The organism is Ruegeria sp. AP7, assembly GCF_056539905.1.
In genome coordinates this window covers 685,615-705,381 of the sequence record NZ_JBQFVT010000001.1, presented here as the reverse complement: position 1 = coordinate 705,381, position 19,767 = coordinate 685,615, and the positions used below count along the sequence as shown (strand labels likewise).

Below are 19,767 nucleotides of genomic sequence, written 5' to 3'. Positions count from 1 at the left end.
AATCCAAGTTTGAAAAGATGTATCTATGAAACGGGTTTATCTCGATCATAATGCGACGGCTCCATTAAGGCCCGAAGCCCGCGCTGCAATGATTGCCGCGATGGATCTGGCCGGCAATCCGTCATCCGTTCACGCCGAGGGTCGTGCCGCAAAGGCGTTAGTCGAGAAAGCACGCGCACAGATTGCCACCGCATTTGGGGCGGATGGCGCTGACATCGTGTTTACCTCGGGCGCTACCGAAGCGGCGGCGTTGGCAATGTCAGGACGTGGTCTGCTGGGGGCCGCGATCGAGCATGATGCGGTACGTGCTTGGGCCAATGAAGTTTTACCAGTGTCGAAAGACGGGCAAGTTACGGTTTCAGATCCCGTCTTAACTGCATTGCAACTTGCTAACTCCGAGACGGGCATCGTTCAATCTCTCCCGTCTGATTTGGCTGTAACTGACGCCACTCAGGCGTTTGGAAAGTTACCTGTCGCCTTCAACTGGCTGGGCGCGGAAATGGCGTTGATTTCTGCACATAAACTGGGCGGTCCCAAAGGGATCGGTGCGTTGGTGATGAAACGCGGCACGGATTTGGCCGCGCAAATCAAAGGTGGCGGGCAGGAGATGGGTCGTCGCTCGGGCACTGAAAATGTTATCGGAATCGCGGGTTTCGGCGCGGCTGCTGAAGCTGCATCCCGCGATCTTGCAAATGGTGTCTGGGAAAAAGTTCGTGAACTTAGAAATATTCTAGAAAACGCTCTTGAGGCCGGATCGAAATCTACTATTTTTGTCGGGAAAGATCAGGAGCGACTCCCCAACACGTTGTGCTTTGCCACTCCGGGCTGGAAGGGAGAAACCCAGGTCATGCAGATGGATTTGTCAGGATTTGCGATCAGTGCAGGCTCAGCCTGCTCCAGTGGCAAAGTGCGCGCCAGTGCTGTGCTGACGGCCATGGGATTTGATGAATACGCGGCGGCCAGTGCGATACGCGTATCGCTTGGTCCCGAGACGACGGAAGAGAATGTGCTGCGTTTTGCGGAAACGTGGCTTGAGAAAGAGAAAAAGCATCGCGCGCGCGCCGCGTGATCTGACGGAGGGTGTCTTATGGCCGCTTTGGACCAGACCCAGGTAAAAGAAGGTGTCGATCAGGAAACCGTGGATGCGGTACGCGAGGTTGGAACCTACAAATACGGCTGGGAAACTGAAATCGAGATGGAGTACGCCCCGAAGGGGGTAAACCCCGATATCGTCAAGCTGATTTCAGGCAAGAATGATGAGCCCGAGTGGATGACCGAGTGGCGTCTCGCTGCGTTCGAACGCTGGACCAAGATGGAAGAACCGAACTGGGCCATGGTCAGTTATCCCGAAATCGATTTTCAGGACCAGTATTACTATGCCCGTCCGAAATCGATGGAAGAGAAACCCAAATCCTTGGATGAGGTCGACCCCAAGCTGCTTGCGACATACGAGAAACTGGGTATCCCTCTGAAAGAACAGATGATTCTTGCCGGAGTTGAAGGTGCCGAAGATGCGCCAGCCGAGGGGCGCAAGGTCGCCGTCGATGCGGTGTTTGACTCGGTTTCGGTTGGTACGACTTTCCAGGAAGAGCTGAAAAAAGCGGGTGTTATCTTCTGCTCGATTTCCGAGGCGATTCGAGAGCATCCGGAACTGGTGAAGAAATATCTCGGAACCGTGGTTCCGGTATCCGACAATTTCTATGCCACTCTGAACTCCGCTGTGTTTTCGGATGGTTCGTTTGTCTATGTGCCACCGGGTGTCCGCTGTCCAATGGAATTGAGCACCTATTTCCGCATCAACGCGGAAAATACGGGACAGTTCGAACGGACGCTGATCATTGCCGACAAGGGCAGTTATGTCAGTTACTTGGAAGGTTGTACTGCACCGCAGCGCGACACTGCACAGTTGCACGCGGCCGTGGTGGAAATCATCATCGAAGAAGATGCCGAGGTGAAGTATTCGACCGTTCAAAACTGGTTCCCCGGTGATGAGAACGGAAAAGGTGGTATCTACAACTTCGTGACCAAGCGCGCCGATTGCCGCGGTGATCGCTCCAAGGTGATGTGGACGCAGGTTGAAACCGGTTCCGCGGTCACATGGAAATACCCGTCCTGTATCCTGCGTGGCAATGACAGCCAGGGTGAGTTCTACTCGATCGCGATCACGAACAACATGCAGCAGGCCGATACTGGCACGAAGATGGTTCATCTGGGCAAGAATACCAAGTCGCGGATCGTGTCGAAAGGCATCAGTGCGGGTAAGGCGCAGAATACCTATCGCGGACTGGTCTCGATGCACCCCAAGGCCAAGGACAGCCGCAATTATACGCAATGCGACAGCTTGCTGATTGGCGACAAGTGCGGGGCGCATACGGTTCCGTATATCGAGGTGAAGAACAACTCGTCCCGTGTCGAGCATGAGGCGACGACATCCAAGGTGGATGACGATCAGCTGTTCTATTGCCGTCAGCGCGGCATGGACGAGGAAGAGGCTGTGGCGCTTGTTGTCAATGGGTTCTGCAAGGACGTGTTGCAGGCATTGCCGATGGAATTCGCGATGGAGGCGCAGCAATTGGTGGCGATCAGCCTAGAGGGATCGGTCGGCTGATGACGCCAAAGCCACAACAACGTATCCGCAAGGATGATGTGCTGACAGCGCTTGGCTACGCGCTGCCGGTGATCGGCGGCCTGTTGGGGGTGGCTTACGTCAACACGAAATACATGGACTTCATCAACCCGGTCTGGGCAGTGGGCGGAGGCGCGCTGCTGGGTTGGATCATCGCTCGTGTGATCCGCAAGGTGCTGGGATAGATAATTATCTGGGGCCAATCTGCGCCCCTTGCGAGATGCAAAAGGACAAAAAATGCTGGAAATCAAAAACCTGCACGTAAAACTTGAGGAAGAAGACAAACAAATCCTCAAAGGCGTCGATCTCACTGTTGAGGCCGGCAAGGTGCATGCGATCATGGGGCCGAATGGCTCTGGCAAGTCTACGCTTAGCTATGTCTTGTCCGGTCGGGACGGATATGAAGTGACAGATGGTACCTCCACACTTGAGGGTGAAGATCTGCTTGAGATGGAGCCGGAAGAGCGCGCGGCTGCTGGCGTATTTCTCGCATTCCAATATCCGGTTGAGATTCCCGGTGTCGGCAACATGACGTTCTTACGCACAGCGGTGAATGCTCAGCGTAAGGCACGTGGTCAGGAAGAACTGTCTGCGGCGGATTTCCTGAAAGAAATCCGCGCCAAGGCAAAGGCGCTGAAGATCGACGCGGATATGTTGAAACGCCCAGTTAATGTTGGATTCTCGGGTGGTGAGAAAAAGCGCAACGAAATCCTGCAGATGGCAATGCTTGAGCCCAAGTTATGCATCCTTGACGAGACTGACTCGGGGCTCGATGTGGATGCGATGAAGCTGGTATCGGAAGGCGTGAATGCATTGCGCGACGAAGGGCGCGGTTTCCTTGTTATCACGCATTATCAGCGTTTGCTGGATCACATCAAACCAGACGTCGTGCACATCATGGCCGATGGCCGTATCGTCAAATCCGGCGGACCCGAGTTGGCTCTGGAAGTTGAGCACAATGGGTATGCTGACATTCTGGCCGAGGTAAACTGATGGCTCTCGCTCAAGCAAAACAGTCGGCAACGGAAGAGCGGCTTGCAGCTCTGACCATGCCAGATGCGGGTTGCACGCGTAAGGCGCGAGAGGCTGCTCTGGCGCGGGTGCGCGAAATGGGTCTGCCCGGACGTCGGGATGAATACTGGAAGTATACCCAGCCCGATACCTTGATCTCGGCTCAGGCACCTGCGGCGGCGTTGTTTCAGAACGACGAAGCACCGATGTTCAACGAGTTTGACCGGCTGAAGATTGTCTTCATCGATGGTGTATTTAGCCCTGAAGAGTCAGACGAACTGTCGATGGAAGGTATCACTATCGACAGGTTGGAAGATATTTGCTGCAAAGATATCCATTGGGCCAAAGAGTTATACGGTGTTCTTGAAGCAAATGGTCAGACTCCGGTGCATCGCTCTCTGGCGGCATTGAACACTGCATTTGCGTCAGATGGTGTTGCCATCCATGTGACCGGAAAACCTGCCAAACCGATCAGCCTGATCTATCGCCATGCTTCGGAAACCTCGGATGCGATCCTGCACCATGTAGTTCGTGTTGAAAGCGGCGCCGAGGTGACCATCCTTGAAAATGGCCCGGCCGCATCGCGTTTCAACAAATGTATGGAGATCGATATCGCCGATGGCGGTACGCTGCACCATGTTCGCGCGCAAGGTCGCGATCATCAGCGGCGAGCAGCGACGCATATGTTCACTCGAATGGGAACGGAGTCTGTGTACAAATCCTTCACACTTACTGTGAACGGTGTTCTGACGCGGAACGAGCAGGTGGTTGAACTTACCGGCGACGATGCCGTGGTCCATGTTGCGGGTGCTTGCGTTGGAGATGGTGAATTCCATCATGACGACACGGTATTTGTGACCCACGATGCGGTGAATTGCGAAAGCCGTCAGGTGTTTAAAAAGGTGTTGCGCAACGGGGCGACAGGCGTCTTTCAGGGAAAGATCCTCGTCAAAGCGGGGGCGCAGAAAACCGACGGATATCAAATCAGCCAATCGTTGCTGCTGGATGAGGACAGCCAGTTTCTCGCCAAGCCCGAGTTGGAAATCTACGCGGATGACGTCGCCTGTTCGCACGGCTCGACCTCTGGTGCGATAGACGAAACGGCGTTGTTCTATCTGCGATCGCGTGGTGTCCCGACCAAAGAGGCGACGGATATGCTGACTTTGGCTTTCCTCGCGGAAGCGGTTCAGGAGATCGAAGATGAAGCTCTGGCCGAGGTGATTGTCACACGATTGCAAGATTGGCTGGCACGCCGCCGCTGATGTCCGTCACAACAGATATCGTTGCCACGTATCGCGGTCCGGGGCGTGTTGTGCGTCGCCTGTTGGATATGGGCCCGCGTGAAGATCGTGCGCTGGCATTTGTGATGGCCTTCTGTGTAGTTGGTTTCATCGCCCAATTGCCAAGCCTTGCACGCCGTGCCCACATTGAAGGGCTGGAACTGAACATGCTCATGGGCGGCGCCTTGTTGGGCTCGGTCTTCATACTTCCTCTGTTCTTCTATCTTCTGGCGTGGCTCTCACAGTTGGTGGCACGGGTTTTTGGAGGCCGTGGAAACGGCTATGGCGCAAGGCTGGCGTTGTTCTGGGCGTTGTTGGCATCGGCCCCATTGGTGTTGTTGAACGGGTTGGTCGCGGGCTTTATCGGTCCGGGCCCGGCACAAACGCTAGCCGGAATGTTATGGGTTGCGATTTTTACCTGGTTCTGGTTGTCCGGTCTCAGACAATCGCAAAAGGCCATTAAATGAACTCTGCCGTGCTGCTGAATATGGTCGTCCTGACGCTGACAAACCCGGCCGAGGCTGCCAAGCGTTTGCTGGCGATGCGCTTTGGTCCAGACGTGCTGTGGATTGCATTCTTTCTTGCCGTGATCCTGAATGCGTTGGTTCAAACTCTGTCCGGCATTGTGATGCCTTTTATTAACCCAGAGGTTCAACAATTTGCCGAGCCTTTATCGCGGACCTTGTTTGTATCAGTTGCCGCGATTCTGATCAGCGTCGTTGCTTTCCTCTTGGTAGGGCGGGTACTGGGCGGAGAGGGGTCGTTCAACGACCTCATGACTCTGGTCGTCTGGCTGCAGATCCTGCAGATTATCGGGCAGGCGATCATACTGACATTGGTTTCGGTGCTGCCGTTTTTGTTCTTACCGGCAAGCCTCGCGATGTTGGTGCTGAGCCTCTACATCACCTTACATTTCCTCAACGAAGCGCATCGATTTCAATCGCTAGGTAAATCGTTTCTGGTGATCCTATTGTCTGGCCTCGTGGCTATCCCGTTTGTCCTCTGGCTGTCGCCTGTATAGGGAACCTTTGTCCATGTATGACGTACAGAAAATTCGCGCCGACTTTCCGATCCTGTCGCGACAGGTCAACGGAAAGCCTCTGACCTATCTCGACAATGGCGCATCCGCGCAAAAGCCTCAGGCTGTTATTGACGCAGTCACGCAGGCCTATGCCCATGAGTATTCGAACGTTCATCGCGGGCTTCACTACCTGTCCAATCTTGCGACCGAAAAGTACGAGTCCGTCCGGGGCACTGTCGCGCGTTTTCTGGGCGTTTCGAACGAGGAAGAGATTGTATTGAACTCGGGTACGACCGAGGGGATCAATCTCGTCGCTTACGGTTGGGCGATGCCGCATCTGCAGGTGGGGGACGAGATCGTGCTCAGCGTGATGGAGCATCACGCAAACATCGTACCCTGGCACTTCTTGCGCGAACGGCAGGGCGTCGTTCTGAAGTGGGTTGATGTGGACACAACGGGTCATCTTGATCCACAAGCCGTCATCGACGCAATCGGGCCGAAGACAAAGCTGGTGGCGGTGACACAGTGTTCAAACGTTTTAGGCACACTGGTCGACGTCAAATCGATCACACAAGCGGCCCACGCCAAAGGTGTTCCGGTACTGGTGGACGGTAGCCAAGGCGCTGTCCATATGCCCGTGAATGTCGAGGATATCGGCTGCGACTTTTACGCGATAACGGGCCACAAGTTGTACGGCCCGTCCGGTTCAGGTGCGATATTCATCAAATCGGAACGCATGGCCGAAATGCGCCCCTTTATAGGGGGCGGCGACATGATCAAAGAGGTCTCAAAAGATCAGGTGATCTACAATGATCCACCGATGAAGTTCGAAGCCGGAACGCCGGGCATCGTGCAGACCATCGGTATGGGCGTTGCGCTGGATTACATGATGGATTTGGGCATGGAGAACATTGCATCACATGAGGCGGGACTGCGCGACTATGCGATGCAACGACTGAACGGGCTGAACTGGTTGCAGGTTCAGGGAACCACACACGACAAGGCCGCAATCTTCAGCTTTACGCTGGACGGGGCAGGGCATGCCCACGATGTTTCGACGATACTTGACAAAAAAGGTGTCGCAGTGCGTGCGGGCCATCACTGCGCGGGGCCATTGATGGACCATCTGGGTGTCACCGCCACCTGCCGCGCCAGCTTCGGCCTCTACAACACGACCGAAGAGGTCGACACGCTGATCGATGCTTTGGAATTGGCCCACGAACTGTTTGCCTGATGTGGTCGCATTTGCAGTTGCACCCGGATTGGAACGAGGGTAGCTAACGGCCAACGCACCTGTAGCTCAGCTGGATAGAGCGCTGCCCTCCGAAGGCAGAGGCCAGAGGTTCGAATCCTCTCAGGTGCGCCATTTCTTTCAATAACTTAGCTGAAGTGGGTTCGATCCCTTGTCTCTTCAGTGTCTTTAATAGCTACTTCATCCGTTTACCGCTGGGCGACATTCTTTTTCGACCATCAGTGAGCGGTAAGGGTAATGCCATACAACATGCCTCGGAGACTCTGCAATTTGTCCATTAATCGCACGATATTGGCAGAGTTACGCAATTAGACTGATAATAAGATAACTACTTGGTGTGCAGATCCTAAAACAGCATCAAAAGAAAGGGCGAGTAAGTGAAAACTCCATTTTATTTGACACTAGCTTCACTGTCCTTCGTACAGCCTGCGACTTCGGATGTCTCCAACAACTTTTTCTAGAGACCTGACTAGCCAATCAAATCTTAACTCGATCTGGTTCAATCCGCTCGTTCCACTTGCCGCAAATGCTCTTCAAGACCAGCAAGCGAAGTTGCCCTCAATTTGTCAATGATTAAACGCTTCCCGTTGGTGTCTGCCTAAGACTATGATCAGTTCTCTTCAGTTTTGGCAATAATTGACATCTTTCTGGCCCGAAATCGAAAGCAATCAGGCCAAGGCCTGTTCTAGATATACAAGGAATTTCAGTCATTTAGTTGCAGGGCCATGCTCCAATGGAACTAGTTGTATTATTTGTTGTGTTAGGCGGATTGCTGATAAAGGTGACTAGCGGTAGCCGTTCTATCGGCCGTTCAACTAGAAGTTCGAACCGACGAAAGCCTTCCAAAAAGCCCGTAATTAGGCCTAACCACCGACGGACCAAGCAAAAGCCACCATACCCAATTCCAGCAATGCCAAAAAGCATGATGCTGCAGGGGCGTGCTTATGTGATAGATGGCGACACTATCCGAATAAATGGAACGAAAATTCGTTTGGCCGGAATCGATGCTCCGGAATTGGACATGCCTTACGGCCAAAAGTCCAAATGGGCGATGGTCGAAATTTGTAAGGGGCAGACCATTACCGCAGAACTTGATGGTGAAAGGTCTTACGACCGACTTGTGGGAACATGCTATCTACCAGACGGTCGAGACATTGGTGCAGAGTTAATTAAACAAGGACTGGCTTTAGATTTGCCGCAGTTTTCTCGTGGCAAGTATCGCCATCTAGAGCCACCGGGAGTGCGGCGAAGGCTCGCCAATGGGCAGTTTGGGCATGCCTCTATCCGCATTCGACAGAGGACGACAATAAAGGTGAGCCGGAGCTGAGACTATTAGGCTCTGGACCTATTAACAGGTCGGAGCGTAAACGGCTGCTTTGATCCAGAGCAGACATTGGTAGAAAACACGGCTATGACCGGGTTGCGGACGAAGCGGACCTAGACCGACGTCTGGCGAATGACCGCTTCTGAACGTGGGCACTTTGCCAGTTCCGCCAATAATCTAATACAATGTCTGGCGATACTCCTCTTCTAACCCCTCATCGAGTTGTTTCTGTTCTTCAGGGTCGGAAGGTGCTCCGGTTGTTTGATCCAAAATGATCTTCATCAGCGATGCGACTTCATTTCTGTTTTGATGGAGATCGGCGTCCCAAAGATGCGACCTGCGCAAAGCCTTCGCACAATGAATGAAGACTTCTTCGACATGAACTGCGATCGCAATTCCGGGCACACGATCGTAAACAGCCATCAAAGCAAGGAGATCAGGGTCACGCGTCAACTGCGCGGTACCGTTCACCCTCATGGTGTCGTCAAAGCCAGGGACAAGAAAAAGTAAGCCAACTTTGGGGTTGGTTATGATATTCGATAGAGTATCGAGGCGGTTGTTCCCAGGCCGGTCTGGGATAAGAAGTGTCTTGCGATCAAGTATTTTTATGAACCCGCGAGGATCGCCCCTAGGGCTGACATCTGCGGTTCCGTCTTTCGATTGCGTTCCAACACAGACGAATGGCGACCTTTCGATAAACGAACGCGCATGCTCATCAACGTAATCTAGGCATTTCTTGATTGCTATGTCGTGGGTCGCAGGGAATTCAGACCTCAGTTCGACCTCACTGCGAACGAGAAATTCGGGTTTGAGTTTTGTGGTATCTGTCATGAGGCCTCCGTCTGTCACTCTTGTGAGCACCTCAAAACGAGGCAAGCCCTTGGCAGGCTACGACGGAACCGGACATTCGGACAAGTTGCAGCATCCGTCACTTTGGGCTCGGTGCTGTCGTTCGCTGTGATCTGTCCGAGGGACTGCTATGCGGACAAAGCTGCCATATGGGAAATTGGGTGGCTTCGCAATCTACTGATATCCGTCTGGGTCGTTAGGAGTGTTTAGTAGTGTGCCTTCAAACGCGTCAAGATCATCCGTCATTTGAAGCCAAGGCAACTTGCTTTGCTTGTTTACGTGAAAAGTCGGTTTGAAATCTTCCGGGTTTTCGAGTGACGCAGCATAGAGGTGCATACCACCCGGATAGTGATCGGCTTCAAATCCAATGGGTGACCCGCACATCCCGCAAAAGTGCCTGATAACGCCTTTGGAGCTTTCATAAGCGCGGGGTTTAGCACCGGTCCATTCAAAGTTTTCTATCGGCACACCGAACCAAGCAACCACCGGCGCGGCGCAATTCCGACGGCAGTCATCGCAGTGGCAATAGCATGACCATGTTTGGTCACCGTGGTAGACCCAACTTGTTTTTTTACACAAACAATACCCACGAGTCGCCATTCTTTTTTCTCCTAACCTCCCGAAGCATAAGAATCTGGTGTTTTTTAGATGGATACTTTTGGACGTTTCATCAGCAGAAAACGTCGGAGCTCAAGTTCAATTCGAGCTCGAAACAGACGTCCGACAGCGTTGGTTGGATGGCTGGTGCTATGTTCCATCGGGAGCCCCTCAAGCGGTGTCTGAAACCTCGCGAGACCGAGTTGGGGATAGTTTAGCGCACGCGAGGCCCCACTCAGACAGCGTTCAAAGACGTGCAGACTAAGCTGGCTCAACGTCACTCACTACCGAAGAACCAGCAACGTGGGTACCTTACTCTTGGACCGCAAGTGACCGTAAAGGTAAATTGTTAGATCACAAACGCAGTCTGCTTTTTGCAAGGGTAGCAAAGGAATTAGACTGCAGATTTAGAGCGTCAATACTGTCTTTTCGGCCGTACGTTGCCTCACCATCTCTGAAGTTTGCTTTGGCTAGTGGCAGAGATACTTTGTAGAAGGGCACAAGGACATCGGATGATTTTTCGCTATGGGCTTGAAGCTGTTTTTCTCCACGTTGCATGCCAATCACAGAACCAAGCCCAATTTTGACTTCCAGTTGTCTTACTTCTAATGATCAAAAACATCTTGTGGATACCTATCGTAGTGCCAACTCACAGGTAAACCCGTTGGCTATCCGCTGCTTCCAATAGCGCCGCCGTAACTGCCTCGATCATTTTGGTGTGAGGCGACGCCGTCATACTTGCCAAGCCAACAATGCGCTTAGGTCCGTTTTGTTCAAGGGGGATCCTTTTGAGCCGCAAGTGGTCATATGAAGCTAAGCGGCTGTCTGGTATGATTGATACGCCAAGTTCAGCGGCCACCATGCTTGAGATTGCTTCAAGGCTCTCTAATTCCATGGCGTCTTTGACTTCAATGCCCTTTCCTTGCAGCCAAGTCTCGATTTGCCTTCCCACAACCGCGTCACGCGTAAAACGAATAAACGGTGACGCACCAAGCAGTTCTTTCGGAGGTGAATTTGGGGTGTTTTCCGAGACAAGCAGGACTAATTTTTCGGATACAATTTCAGAGAATTCCAACGTGTTTGACAGAACGTCTGGTCGGGAAATGATCGCTGCTTGAACCTGCCCGCGGTCCAACTGCAGCAAAAGCTGATTAGTCAAACCTGGAACAATTCTTACACGGATATCTGGATGCACGGATTTTAGCCTCGCTAACGCAATCGGCACCAATCCAGTCAGGGTCGTTGGAACTGCACCCAAAGTTATTTCGCCAGAGAGTTCGTTGTTCGACCTCGCCCTTTCCGCCAAACCGTCATAAGCGGCCACCACCGCAGCGGCCTCTCCGACGAACGTTAGCCCGGCATGGGTCAGTTTGGGTGATTTGGCCGATCGGTCAAATAAAGCGAGCCCCAACGTGTCCTCCAGATTCCGCATCTGGTGACTGACCGCCGACGGAGTTAGATGCTCCGCCTCTGACGCGGCACGGAAGCTACCATGTCGATGAACTGCGATTAGTGTTCGCAGTGACCGAATGCTCATTCCGATAACCTCGCTACCGCCTACGCCGTTTTCAATATATGAATTTTTTTCACCTATTAGTCAAAGTTTTTTCGTTTTTATTCAAATTATTTGATGTGTACCTTGCGCATAGCATGCCCACGAAACCAAACCCGGAGGTACTTATGGTTGCTCCCAAATCTAACGCCTATACTTCCATCGTTGCCAAACCCTTCGCTCCAAACCTTGGGGCCGAGATCTATGGAGTCGATTTGAGCCAGCCTGTGCCTGACGATCAGTTTGCGGAGATCTGCGACGCTTTTCGCACCTACCAGGTGCTGTTCTTCAAAGAGCAAAAGGAAATACCACCTGCGCAGCACATTGAATTTGGGAAACGCTTTGGGCCGCTTCACGCACACCCCGCAGCTCCAACGATGGCCGGGTATCCGGAGATTTTCGAAATCCATGCAACAAAGAATTCCAAGGTGGCAAACGGTGAGTTCTGGCACTCTGACGTCTCTTGCGATGAGACACCGCCCCTTGGAACTATGCTACAAATCCATATCGCTCCACCCTGCGGCGGGGACACCATGTTCAGTGATATGTATGCGGCCTACGATGATCTTTCTGAACCGATAAAAAATATGATCAGCGGGTTGTCTGCACTTCATAGTTCCGAGCATATCTACAAAGGCCGCTATAGCGACCGGGGGCAAAAAGACAGCGAAATTGACTGTCCCGAAGCAGTTCATCCGATCGTTAGGACTCATCCGGAAACGGGCCGGAAATCGCTGTTTGTGAATCGAACATTTACAACAAAGATTTTGGGCTTGTCGGAAAAGGAAAGCGACGCGATCCTCAACTTGCTTTTTGAGCATGCGGAACAGATCAACTATCAAATCCGGTTCAGGTGGTCGCTTAACGACATGGCCTTTTGGGACAACCGGTGCTGTATGCATCGTGCGATCTGGGACTATTGGCCCGCTGAGCGAAAAGGGCGACGTGTAACCGTGAAAGGCGATAGACCTGTTTGAACTCGACCGAACCGAATTGCTCGATCAAAGAAACCAGATCTCTAGGAGCGCTAAGTGCGAGCTGCAGTCGTAAGAGAGTTTTGTGAAGACCTTTCGATTGAGACGGTCCCAGATCCAACCTGCCCAGACAACGGAGTGGTCCTGGAGGTCGCGGCCTGTGGCGTATGCCGCTCAGATTATCATGGATGGTCTGGCGCACACCCCAAAGTTCAAAATGGCTCCATCTTAGGGCACGAATATTGTGGAACTGTAGTAGAGGCAGGGCCTCAAGCGAAACACAGTGTTGGTGACCGCCTTATAGCGCCATTCATCTTGGGGTGCGGCAGCTGCAACGCTTGTCAAACAGGCGTATCAAACACTTGTGCTAACCAAATCGTTCCTGGATTTGGAACGCCAGGTGCTTACGCAGAATACGTTGCCGTGCCTTTTGACCACAACTTGGTTCACTTGCCAGAAACGCTGTCTCCTGCCTTGGCGGCAGGGCTCGGGTGTCGTGTAACCACGGCTTGGCATGCTTTGACTGACCGTGCAGATGTCGCAGCTGGAGAATGGGTGGCTGTCCACGGAACAGGAGGGGTTGGCTTGTCCGTTCTTCTATTGGCAAAAATGCTTGGATGCCGAGTTGTCGTAGTGGATGTGGTTGAAGAGAAACTTGAACATGCAAAGCTCAATGGCGCAGACGCCACAGTGAATGCAAGCAAACAAGACGCCGCGGCTGCGATCCGAGATATCACGGATGGAGGAGCACAGGTTTCCGTAGAAGCACTGGGCATCGAAACAACGACGAACGCATCCTTAGAGTGTCTCGCCACCCTTGGTCGACACGTGCAAATTGGTATGCCGTCGAGCGACGGCCAGATGCAGGTGAACATGCGGGCAATCTATTCCAAACAACTCTCGTTTTTCGGCACTCGTGGTATGCCTTCATGGAAATACCCACGCCTTCTAGGAATGATCGAACGTGGCGAAGTGGATATCCAGCCAATGGTCGCCAGGGAGGTCCGATTAGAAGAGGCTAGCAATGAACTTCGAGCAATGAACGGACCAACTTCCCCAGGAACCGCTGTTATAACAAGGTTTCAGCCGTGATCAGCCCAAAAGCCTGATAGGTTTTTTAAGGAGTCATTCTCTCGATCATTTTGCGCCCCAATGCAAATTCAGTTACTCGCGCAAACTGGCTGTTCTGGGTAACGCAATGAACGCCTGCTTTGGGCTCGAAGCGGTCATTCGGAAGAATTCAATGAATGCCTGCTCTGCGGACAAAATGAGCCTTCACTGCGGTGGAGCGAATGTCGGCTTTTTCGCTTCAGATACAGATTGAGTTCTGCGCCCTCTGCCTAGCCTTCGCACTTATGCAGTGCTTGGCTCAGTACTTTGACGTCTTTTGCGTATTTCCGAAACATAATTGACAATTTTGGACTCTATTTTACAGAATCGGCCATGATCCATCCAATTGATCGCAAGCTAGATATCGTTGTCCTGGTGAGTCCGCATTTCAATGTTTCGGCGACTACGTCTTTCGTGGATCCTTTCAGAATAGCCAATTACCTGACAGGTTCGGCTCGATTTTCTTGGAACTATGTCTCGGACCTCGGTGGACCAGTTGAGTCTAGCAGCGGCCTTGTCGTTGACACTGCACCATTGGCGGCCGTGACGGGGCGCAAGCCCTGGCTGGTTCTGGTGAGTACAAGTTGGTCACCTGAACGTCACGGGACATCTCAGTTTAAGGTGGCCCTTCAGAAGTGGGAGGCGTGCGGAGCAATCGTTGGCGGCTTGGATACTGGTGCGATTGTTCTTGCGGCTGCTGGACTGCTTAAAGGCAAGACAGCGACGGTTCACTATGAGCACATCGATGCCTTTGCTGAAATGGCCCATGATACCACAGTGTCAGAGAACATGATTGTTATGGATGGAAAGATGTTCACTTGTTGCGGGGGTTCCGCAGCGACCGATCTGGGTTTGCGGTTTGTGCACTCTGTCGATGGTGAGAGTATCGCCAATGCATCTGCGCGATATCTTTTTCATCACAATGTACGCGGTGAGGGCCAATCACAGAACCCCAAAGACGTGGAGCCACTGGGGTATGTCACCTCTGGGGTGGTAAGGGACGCGATCGACTTGATGGAGGCGCATTTGGAAGCCACTTTGTCGATCCCTGAAATATCAGCGAGGTTGAAGATTTCGCAACGACAACTTAGCAGATTGTTTCGGCAATATGTCCAGAAGTCGCCGATCGAGTACTACCGTGACATACGCCTTGATCGCGCGCGTGGACTAGTAACCCAAACAGAGTTGAAATTCAGCGAGATTGCAGAAGCATCAGGATTTAACGGGCAAGTTCATTTCAGCCGGGCATATCGAAGCCGTTTTGGCCTCACACCAACTGCAGACCGTATTGAAGGCCGCACGCCATTCGAGTTCCGCGCTTGGCCAATGTTCAGGCCTGATATTAAGTCCGAAGGTGTTGGGTAGCTTTTTGCATCGCGGTAAGCATCTTGTCGCGTTGCGCTGATAACTCTTCGGTACTTTGCCCCTGAGTTTGATCGTTAATGCCATCGACCAGTTTATTGATGACATCCTCATCAAGACGAGGGTTGCCCAGGTCGTCCCACCAGCCATTGAATGTATCCTTGAAATGGTCACAGAAGGCCCGCAGACCGCCGTCGCCTGCACCCAGGTGGAAAAGCGTCGTCGGACCCATCGCGGCCCACCGCAATCCGGGGCCGGCCCACATCGCTTTATCGATGTCTTCGACACTGGCAACGCCTTCAATCGCCATATGGACGGCCTCGCGCCATACTGCAGCTTGTAAGCGGTTTGCGACGTGTCCGGGCATGCCCTTCTTGATCCGGATCGTGACTTTGCCCAGGTCTTCGTAGAACGTCTCTGTTCGGTTCAGAACATCTGAACCGGTGGCGTCGTTCGCCGTCAACTCGACCAGCGGAATGAGATGTGGCGGGTTGAATGGATGACCTAAGATGAGCCTACTCGGATCGCGCCATTCCTGTTGGAGAGCATCGAGTGTTAGGCCGGATGTTGAGCTTGAAACTATTGCATCAGCGCTCAACTCTGGCTCAACTTCCGCATAGGTGGAATGTTTGATCGGCAACCGCTCCGGCACATTCTCCTGAATAAACTGCGCGTTTCGCACGGCCTCAGCTGCGGTCGGTGCAAAGGTGATCGCATCTCGGGTGGCGTGGCCAACTTGGCCCAATTCTTCCAACGCAGGCCACGCCTTTTCAATGTATTTACGGACGGATGCCTCAGCGTTCGGATCGGGATCAAATACAGTCACACTGCGACCCGACGCGAGAAACAGCGCTGCCCAGCTTGCCCCGATGACACCGGCTCCGAGAATGGCGGTTCTTTCGATTTCCGACATCAGAACAGTCCCGGATTCAGGGGGGAGGCCGCAGTCATACCACCGTCCACAGTGAACAATTGGCCAGTCGCAAAAGACGACTCGTCAGAAGCTAGCCAAACAGCCATCGCAGCAATGTCTGCGGGCTTACCAAAGCGTTTGACCGCATGGCGTGCCAGCGCTTCTGATCTAGCCTTTTCCGGGTCATGGGCGAGTTCGAATGCTGCGTCCAGCATGCCCGTCTCAATCCATCCCGGGCAGATTGCATTGCAGCGCACTGCAGGTCCATGGTCCACCGCGATAGAGCGTGTAAGCCCATGCACAAAGGCTTTTGAAGCATTGTAGAGCGCCATCGATGGGTCAGCGGCATTGCCCGAGATCGAACCAATGTTGATGATCGAACCACCCTGAGACATTTTCGGAATGAGGGCGCGGCAACAGTTAAAAACGCCTCTTGCGTTTACTCCCATCACCAAATCCCAATCCGCGTCTGTGCTTTCGGTCACTGTTTTTTCGACCTGAACGCCGGCGTTGTTTACCAGGATATCTACCAGGTCGATTGTTCGGGCAGTACGTGCAACCGCTTCGGGATTGGATACGTCCAGCGTGTACCAGGTTACTTGATCCGGTAGATCATCTGGTTGAGGGCCGCGCCCGCAGGTGGCGACAGCCGCACCTTCGGCTGCGAAGGCCTCAACGATGCCGCGACCAATGCCCTGTTTGCCGCCTGTAACAAAGGCGCGTTTCCCAGCTAACCGCATCAGTGTGCCACCATAACGTGACGGACTGCGGTGTAAGCATCCAGCGCATAGACCGACATATCACTGCCCGTGCCTGAGCCCTTCATCGCGGCCCATGGCATCTCGGGTGTCGCAACCCCATGCGTGTTTACCCAGGTGAATCCATAGCGCAACTTGGACGTCATTTGCATTGCTCTCCCAACATCTCGTGTCCAAACCGATGAGGCCAACCCGTAAGGTCCGTTGTTGGCGGTCTTCAACGCATCTTCCGCCTCAGAAAACCGAGAGACAGTTACAACGGGTCCAAAAACCTCATTGCAGGCAATTTCTGCAGTGTTGTCGACATTGGTGATGACTGTCGGCTGGTAGAAAAAGCCGTCTTCTTCGCCAGACGCCCCACCGGAAACGATTTCAGAGCTGCGGCGTGCGCGATCAACAAAACCTGCTACACGATCCCGCTGAGCCGCAGAGACAAGCGGGCCCATTTCCGTTCCTTCAGCTTTCGGTGCACCGATTTGGATCTGGCCAACCTGATCGGCAATCGCGGCCACAAGTTTGTCGTAAACACTGTCTGCAACCATCACGCGGCAAGGCTGTGCGCAATCCTGACCGGCATTGAAGTAGCTGCCATATCGGATCGTCTCGGCCACAGCATCGAGATCAGCATCATCAAAGACAATGACTGGCGCCTTGCCGCCCAATTCCAGATGAACTTGTTTAATTTTCTGGGAAGCAGCCCGCATTGCAGCCATGCCTGTCGCCGGAGAACCCGTAACACTGATCCCTTCCATCTGTGGGCTGTTCATCAGGGCATTCCCCACGCCGGGCCCGCGACCATGGATCACATTTAGCACGCCTTTTGGCAGAACATCTTGTAACAGTTCTGCAAGCCGCAGAGTAGATAGCGGCGTGATCTCGGACGGTTTCAACACCACCGAACATCCTGCCGCAATTGGTGCAGCAATCTTCCAGGACGCCATCATCAGCGGGTAGTTCCAAGGGGCGATGGCTGCGACAGGGCCAATGGGGTCGCGCCGGATCATCGACGTATGACCCGCGACATACTCCCCAGAGGCAGACCCCATCATGGTGCGCGCAGCCCCGGCGAAAAAGCGAAAGACATCAATCGTCAGCGGCATTTCATCATCATGAGCCGATGGCCAGGGTTTTCCCACATCTAGGCTCTCAAGTTCTGCCAACTCCTGGCTGTTTGCCTCGATAACATCAGCTATCTGAAGCAAGATTGTAGCGCGTTCTGCAGGGGTCGTAACCGAAAAGGTCTCAAATGCCTCCGCTGAGCCGCGCACCGCCGCCTCGATCTGTGCATCGCTGGCTTCTTTTGCGGTACCAATAACCTCTCCTGTTGCAGGGTTCAGGATGTTCAAGGCGTCGCCGGTGCCTTCAACCATTTCGCCGTTGATCAACATGTTCGTCTGCATATGCGTCTCCTCAGAAGCCAACCTGATCGCCGCCTTTTAGTGCGAGCCGCATGCGCGCTTCTGCTGGCGTCGCGACCGTAAGGCCAAGGTTTTCAACGATTGATCGGATGCGCGTGACCTGTTCCGCGTTAGATTTTGCCAACTCACCCTTGCCGATGAACAGGCTGTCTTCGAGACCGACACGCAGGTTACCGCCCCGCATCGCGCTTTGGGTCGCAAATGGCATTTGGTGACGACCAGCGGCAAGGACCGACCATTCGTAATTCTCTGTTCCGAACAGCTTATCGGCTGTGTTGTGCATGTGTGGCAGATGGTCGGCATCTGCGCCAACGCCACCCAAGATGCCAAATACCATCTGAATGAAAAATGGCGGTTTGATCAGGCCCTGATCCACGAACCATTTGACGTTGTAGAGATGTCCAAGATCATAGCATTCGAACTCGAACTTGGTGCCGTGATCTCCACCAAGTTTTTCGATGGCGTAACGAATTGTTTTGAAAGTGTTGGGAAAGATAAAGTCTTCCGTCATCTCCAAAAATGGCCGTTCCCAGTCGTGCTGAAACTCGGTGTACTTCTGCAGCATCGGAAAGATACCAAAGTTCATGGATCCCATGTTGAGCGATGCCATCTCTGGGCTGGTAGATGTCGCTGCCAGCAGCCTCTCATCCATCGACATCCCCAAGCCGCCGCCGGTCGAGACATTCATCACAACATCGGTGGACTGCTTGATTACGGGTAGAAACTGCTTGAACAGCTCAGGTCGGGGATCGGGTTTTCCTGTCTCCGGGTGCCGTGCGTGCAGGTGAATGATTGATGCCCCTGCCTGGGCCGCCTCAATACTGGCCGTCGCAATCTCGGCCGGTGTTATCGGCAGATGCGGTGACATTGACGGCGTATGGATGCCTCCGGTCGGCGCGCAAGTGATAATGACTGGCTTGGGCATCAGAGTTTCATCTGCTGCACTTGTGCAGACAGCCCCCCGTCCAGAACCCACAACTGGCCAGAGGCATAGCGCGCCTCGTCCGAAGCAAGCCAGTTGACCAAATTTGCAATATCCTCGGGCGTCCCGTAGGTCCGCATTGGGTGAACATCGCGCACGGCCTTTTGCAGCGTTTCAATGTTGCCACCTCCTCCGCCGGATCCATCGCCGTTGAAGAAGCTCTGCAGCATTGGAGTGTCGATATAGCCAGGGCAGATGGCATTCACCCGGATACCTTCTGGGCCATGATCGCAAGCCATTGCGCGGGTCAAAGCGTGAACTGCACCCTTGGTCGCGCAATAGGCCGCAAGCCCTGGATCTGCGATGAACCCGTCGTAGGAGCCAAAATTGATAAGGCTTGCGCTATTCCCTGTCTTCGCCGCTTCGCGCATCAATGGGAGGGCGTATTTCGAGGTCAGGAACGTGCCCGTGGAATTAACCGCAAAGCTTTGATTCCATTCCTCCAACGTGGTCTCTTCAACCGTTTTTTCGATCTCGATCCCCGCCGCGTTCACTAGGATGTCCAACTTTCCGTGTGCGGCGCGCACATGATCCATCGCCGCAACCGAGTCTGCTTCTTGAGTCACATCCAGCTTAACAAAATGACTGCCATCATCGTCGTGCTGATCTAACGACCCTTCCGGCGTGAGGTCAGCGGCATATACCGTTGCGCCCTCTCTTAGTAACCGAGCGACAATCGCGCGCCCGATCCCACCGCGAGCACCAGTCACGAGAGCAACTTTTCCGTTCAGCATCATT

20 protein-coding genes, 1 tRNA gene and 2 pseudogenes are annotated in these 19,767 nt (G+C 53.3%); 14 read left to right on the top strand and 9 right to left on the bottom strand.

Annotation, left to right across the window (positions count from 1 at the left end; translation table 11 throughout):
• The first annotated feature begins 25 nt into the window (after positions 1-25).
• The 10 genes from ACR0KN_RS03470 (at position 26) to ACR0KN_RS03425 (ending at position 8,517) form a co-directional block, all read left to right on the top strand.
• Complete coding sequence (locus tag ACR0KN_RS03470) at positions 26-1,069, top strand: cysteine desulfurase family protein (RefSeq protein ID WP_480651391.1); 1,044 nt, start codon at positions 26-28, stop codon at positions 1,067-1,069.
• A gap of 18 nt (positions 1,070-1,087) precedes the next feature.
• Positions 1,088-2,608 (top strand): Fe-S cluster assembly protein SufB, encoded by a 1,521-nt coding sequence (gene sufB, locus ACR0KN_RS03465; protein WP_480651389.1) that lies wholly within the window; start codon positions 1,088-1,090, stop codon positions 2,606-2,608.
• Entirely contained in the window at positions 2,608-2,811 is a 204-nt protein-coding gene (locus tag ACR0KN_RS03460) for a hypothetical protein (protein ID WP_010440204.1), read from the top strand. Before sufB ends, ACR0KN_RS03460 begins: the two co-directional genes overlap by 1 nt.
• Before the next feature lie 52 nt (positions 2,812-2,863).
• Positions 2,864-3,619, top strand: coding sequence for a Fe-S cluster assembly ATPase SufC (gene sufC / locus ACR0KN_RS03455; protein WP_480651387.1), 756 nt, complete (start codon positions 2,864-2,866; stop codon positions 3,617-3,619).
• Positions 3,619-4,899 (top strand): Fe-S cluster assembly protein SufD, encoded by a 1,281-nt coding sequence (gene sufD / locus ACR0KN_RS03450; protein WP_480651385.1) that lies wholly within the window; start codon positions 3,619-3,621, stop codon positions 4,897-4,899. Before sufC ends, sufD begins: the two co-directional genes overlap by 1 nt.
• Complete coding sequence (locus tag ACR0KN_RS03445; protein ID WP_170778545.1) at positions 4,899-5,384, top strand: YIP1 family protein; 486 nt, start codon at positions 4,899-4,901, stop codon at positions 5,382-5,384. The genes sufD and ACR0KN_RS03445 overlap by 1 nt, the downstream gene beginning before the upstream one ends.
• Complete coding sequence (locus ACR0KN_RS03440) at positions 5,381-5,938, top strand: Yip1 family protein (protein WP_480651383.1); 558 nt, start codon at positions 5,381-5,383, stop codon at positions 5,936-5,938. Before ACR0KN_RS03445 ends, ACR0KN_RS03440 begins: the two co-directional genes overlap by 4 nt.
• Before the next feature lie 13 nt (positions 5,939-5,951).
• Positions 5,952-7,172: a cysteine desulfurase gene (locus ACR0KN_RS03435; RefSeq protein WP_480651381.1), complete on the top strand. Its 1,221-nt coding sequence runs from the start codon at positions 5,952-5,954 to the stop codon at positions 7,170-7,172.
• A gap of 55 nt (positions 7,173-7,227) precedes the next feature.
• Positions 7,228-7,304 (top strand) — tRNA-Arg (locus ACR0KN_RS03430).
• Between the two features lie 796 nt (positions 7,305-8,100).
• Positions 8,101-8,517, top strand: a complete 417-nt coding sequence (locus tag ACR0KN_RS03425; RefSeq protein WP_480651379.1) for a thermonuclease family protein — start codon at positions 8,101-8,103, stop codon at positions 8,515-8,517.
• 174 nt (positions 8,518-8,691) lie between these two features.
• Here the strand turns inward: ACR0KN_RS03425 and ACR0KN_RS03420 are convergent, their stop codons facing one another.
• The 4 genes and pseudogenes from ACR0KN_RS03420 to ACR0KN_RS03405 form a co-directional block, all read right to left on the bottom strand.
• Positions 8,692-9,345, bottom strand: a complete 654-nt coding sequence (locus ACR0KN_RS03420) for a pyridoxamine 5'-phosphate oxidase family protein (RefSeq protein ID WP_480651377.1) — start codon at positions 9,343-9,345, stop codon at positions 8,692-8,694.
• A gap of 192 nt (positions 9,346-9,537) precedes the next feature.
• The gene (locus tag ACR0KN_RS03415) at positions 9,538-9,963 is read right to left on the bottom strand and encodes a GFA family protein (RefSeq protein ID WP_480651375.1); all 426 of its coding nucleotides are present in this window, start codon (positions 9,961-9,963) and stop codon (positions 9,538-9,540) included.
• A 646-nt stretch (positions 9,964-10,609) separates the two neighbouring features.
• The gene (locus tag ACR0KN_RS03410; protein WP_480651764.1) at positions 10,610-11,284 is read right to left on the bottom strand and encodes a LysR substrate-binding domain-containing protein; all 675 of its coding nucleotides are present in this window, start codon (positions 11,282-11,284) and stop codon (positions 10,610-10,612) included.
• 42 nt (positions 11,285-11,326) lie between these two features.
• Positions 11,327-11,497, bottom strand: a pseudogene (locus tag ACR0KN_RS03405) (LysR family transcriptional regulator); the annotation flags it as partial.
• Between the two features lie 38 nt (positions 11,498-11,535).
• Here ACR0KN_RS03405 and ACR0KN_RS03400 point away from each other — a divergent pair.
• From ACR0KN_RS03400 to ACR0KN_RS03385, 4 genes and pseudogenes are all read left to right on the top strand, one after another.
• The gene (locus tag ACR0KN_RS03400; protein WP_480651373.1) at positions 11,536-12,489 is read left to right on the top strand and encodes a TauD/TfdA dioxygenase family protein; all 954 of its coding nucleotides are present in this window, start codon (positions 11,536-11,538) and stop codon (positions 12,487-12,489) included.
• Between the two features lie 54 nt (positions 12,490-12,543).
• Positions 12,544-12,933: pseudogene (locus tag ACR0KN_RS03395) on the top strand (alcohol dehydrogenase catalytic domain-containing protein); the annotation flags it as partial.
• Between the two features lie 138 nt (positions 12,934-13,071).
• Complete coding sequence (locus ACR0KN_RS03390; RefSeq protein ID WP_480651762.1) at positions 13,072-13,578, top strand: zinc-binding dehydrogenase; 507 nt, start codon at positions 13,072-13,074, stop codon at positions 13,576-13,578.
• Positions 13,579-13,929: 351 nt separating this feature from the next.
• Positions 13,930-14,961 carry a GlxA family transcriptional regulator gene (locus ACR0KN_RS03385; RefSeq protein ID WP_480651371.1) on the top strand — a complete coding sequence of 344 codons (1,032 nt, stop codon included), beginning with the start codon at positions 13,930-13,932 and terminating at the stop codon, positions 14,959-14,961.
• On the opposite strand, the gene ACR0KN_RS03380 is transcribed toward ACR0KN_RS03385, so the two are convergent.
• From ACR0KN_RS03380 to ACR0KN_RS03360, 5 genes are read right to left on the bottom strand one after another with little or no spacing between them, the layout of a single operon-like run.
• Complete coding sequence (locus tag ACR0KN_RS03380; RefSeq protein ID WP_480651369.1) at positions 14,939-15,871, bottom strand: 3-hydroxyacyl-CoA dehydrogenase NAD-binding domain-containing protein; 933 nt, start codon at positions 15,869-15,871, stop codon at positions 14,939-14,941. The two genes, ACR0KN_RS03385 and ACR0KN_RS03380, sit on opposite strands and share 23 nt — an antisense overlap.
• Positions 15,871-16,611 (bottom strand): SDR family NAD(P)-dependent oxidoreductase, encoded by a 741-nt coding sequence (locus ACR0KN_RS03375; protein ID WP_480651367.1) that lies wholly within the window; start codon positions 16,609-16,611, stop codon positions 15,871-15,873. The genes ACR0KN_RS03380 and ACR0KN_RS03375 overlap by 1 nt, the downstream gene beginning before the upstream one ends.
• On the bottom strand, positions 16,611-18,029 hold the full coding sequence (locus ACR0KN_RS03370; protein ID WP_480651365.1) for a gamma-aminobutyraldehyde dehydrogenase: 1,419 nt from the start codon (positions 18,027-18,029) through the stop codon (positions 16,611-16,613). The genes ACR0KN_RS03375 and ACR0KN_RS03370 overlap by 1 nt, the downstream gene beginning before the upstream one ends.
• 10 nt (positions 18,030-18,039) lie before the next feature.
• On the bottom strand, positions 18,040-18,972 hold the full coding sequence (kce, locus tag ACR0KN_RS03365; RefSeq protein ID WP_480651363.1) for a 3,5-dioxohexanoate:acetyl-CoA acetone transferase: 933 nt from the start codon (positions 18,970-18,972) through the stop codon (positions 18,040-18,042).
• A complete protein-coding gene (locus ACR0KN_RS03360) occupies positions 18,972-19,766 on the bottom strand; it encodes an SDR family NAD(P)-dependent oxidoreductase (RefSeq protein WP_480651361.1) in 795 nt (264 codons plus the stop codon). Before ACR0KN_RS03360 ends, kce begins: the two co-directional genes overlap by 1 nt.
• Position 19,767 lies beyond the last annotated feature (1 nt).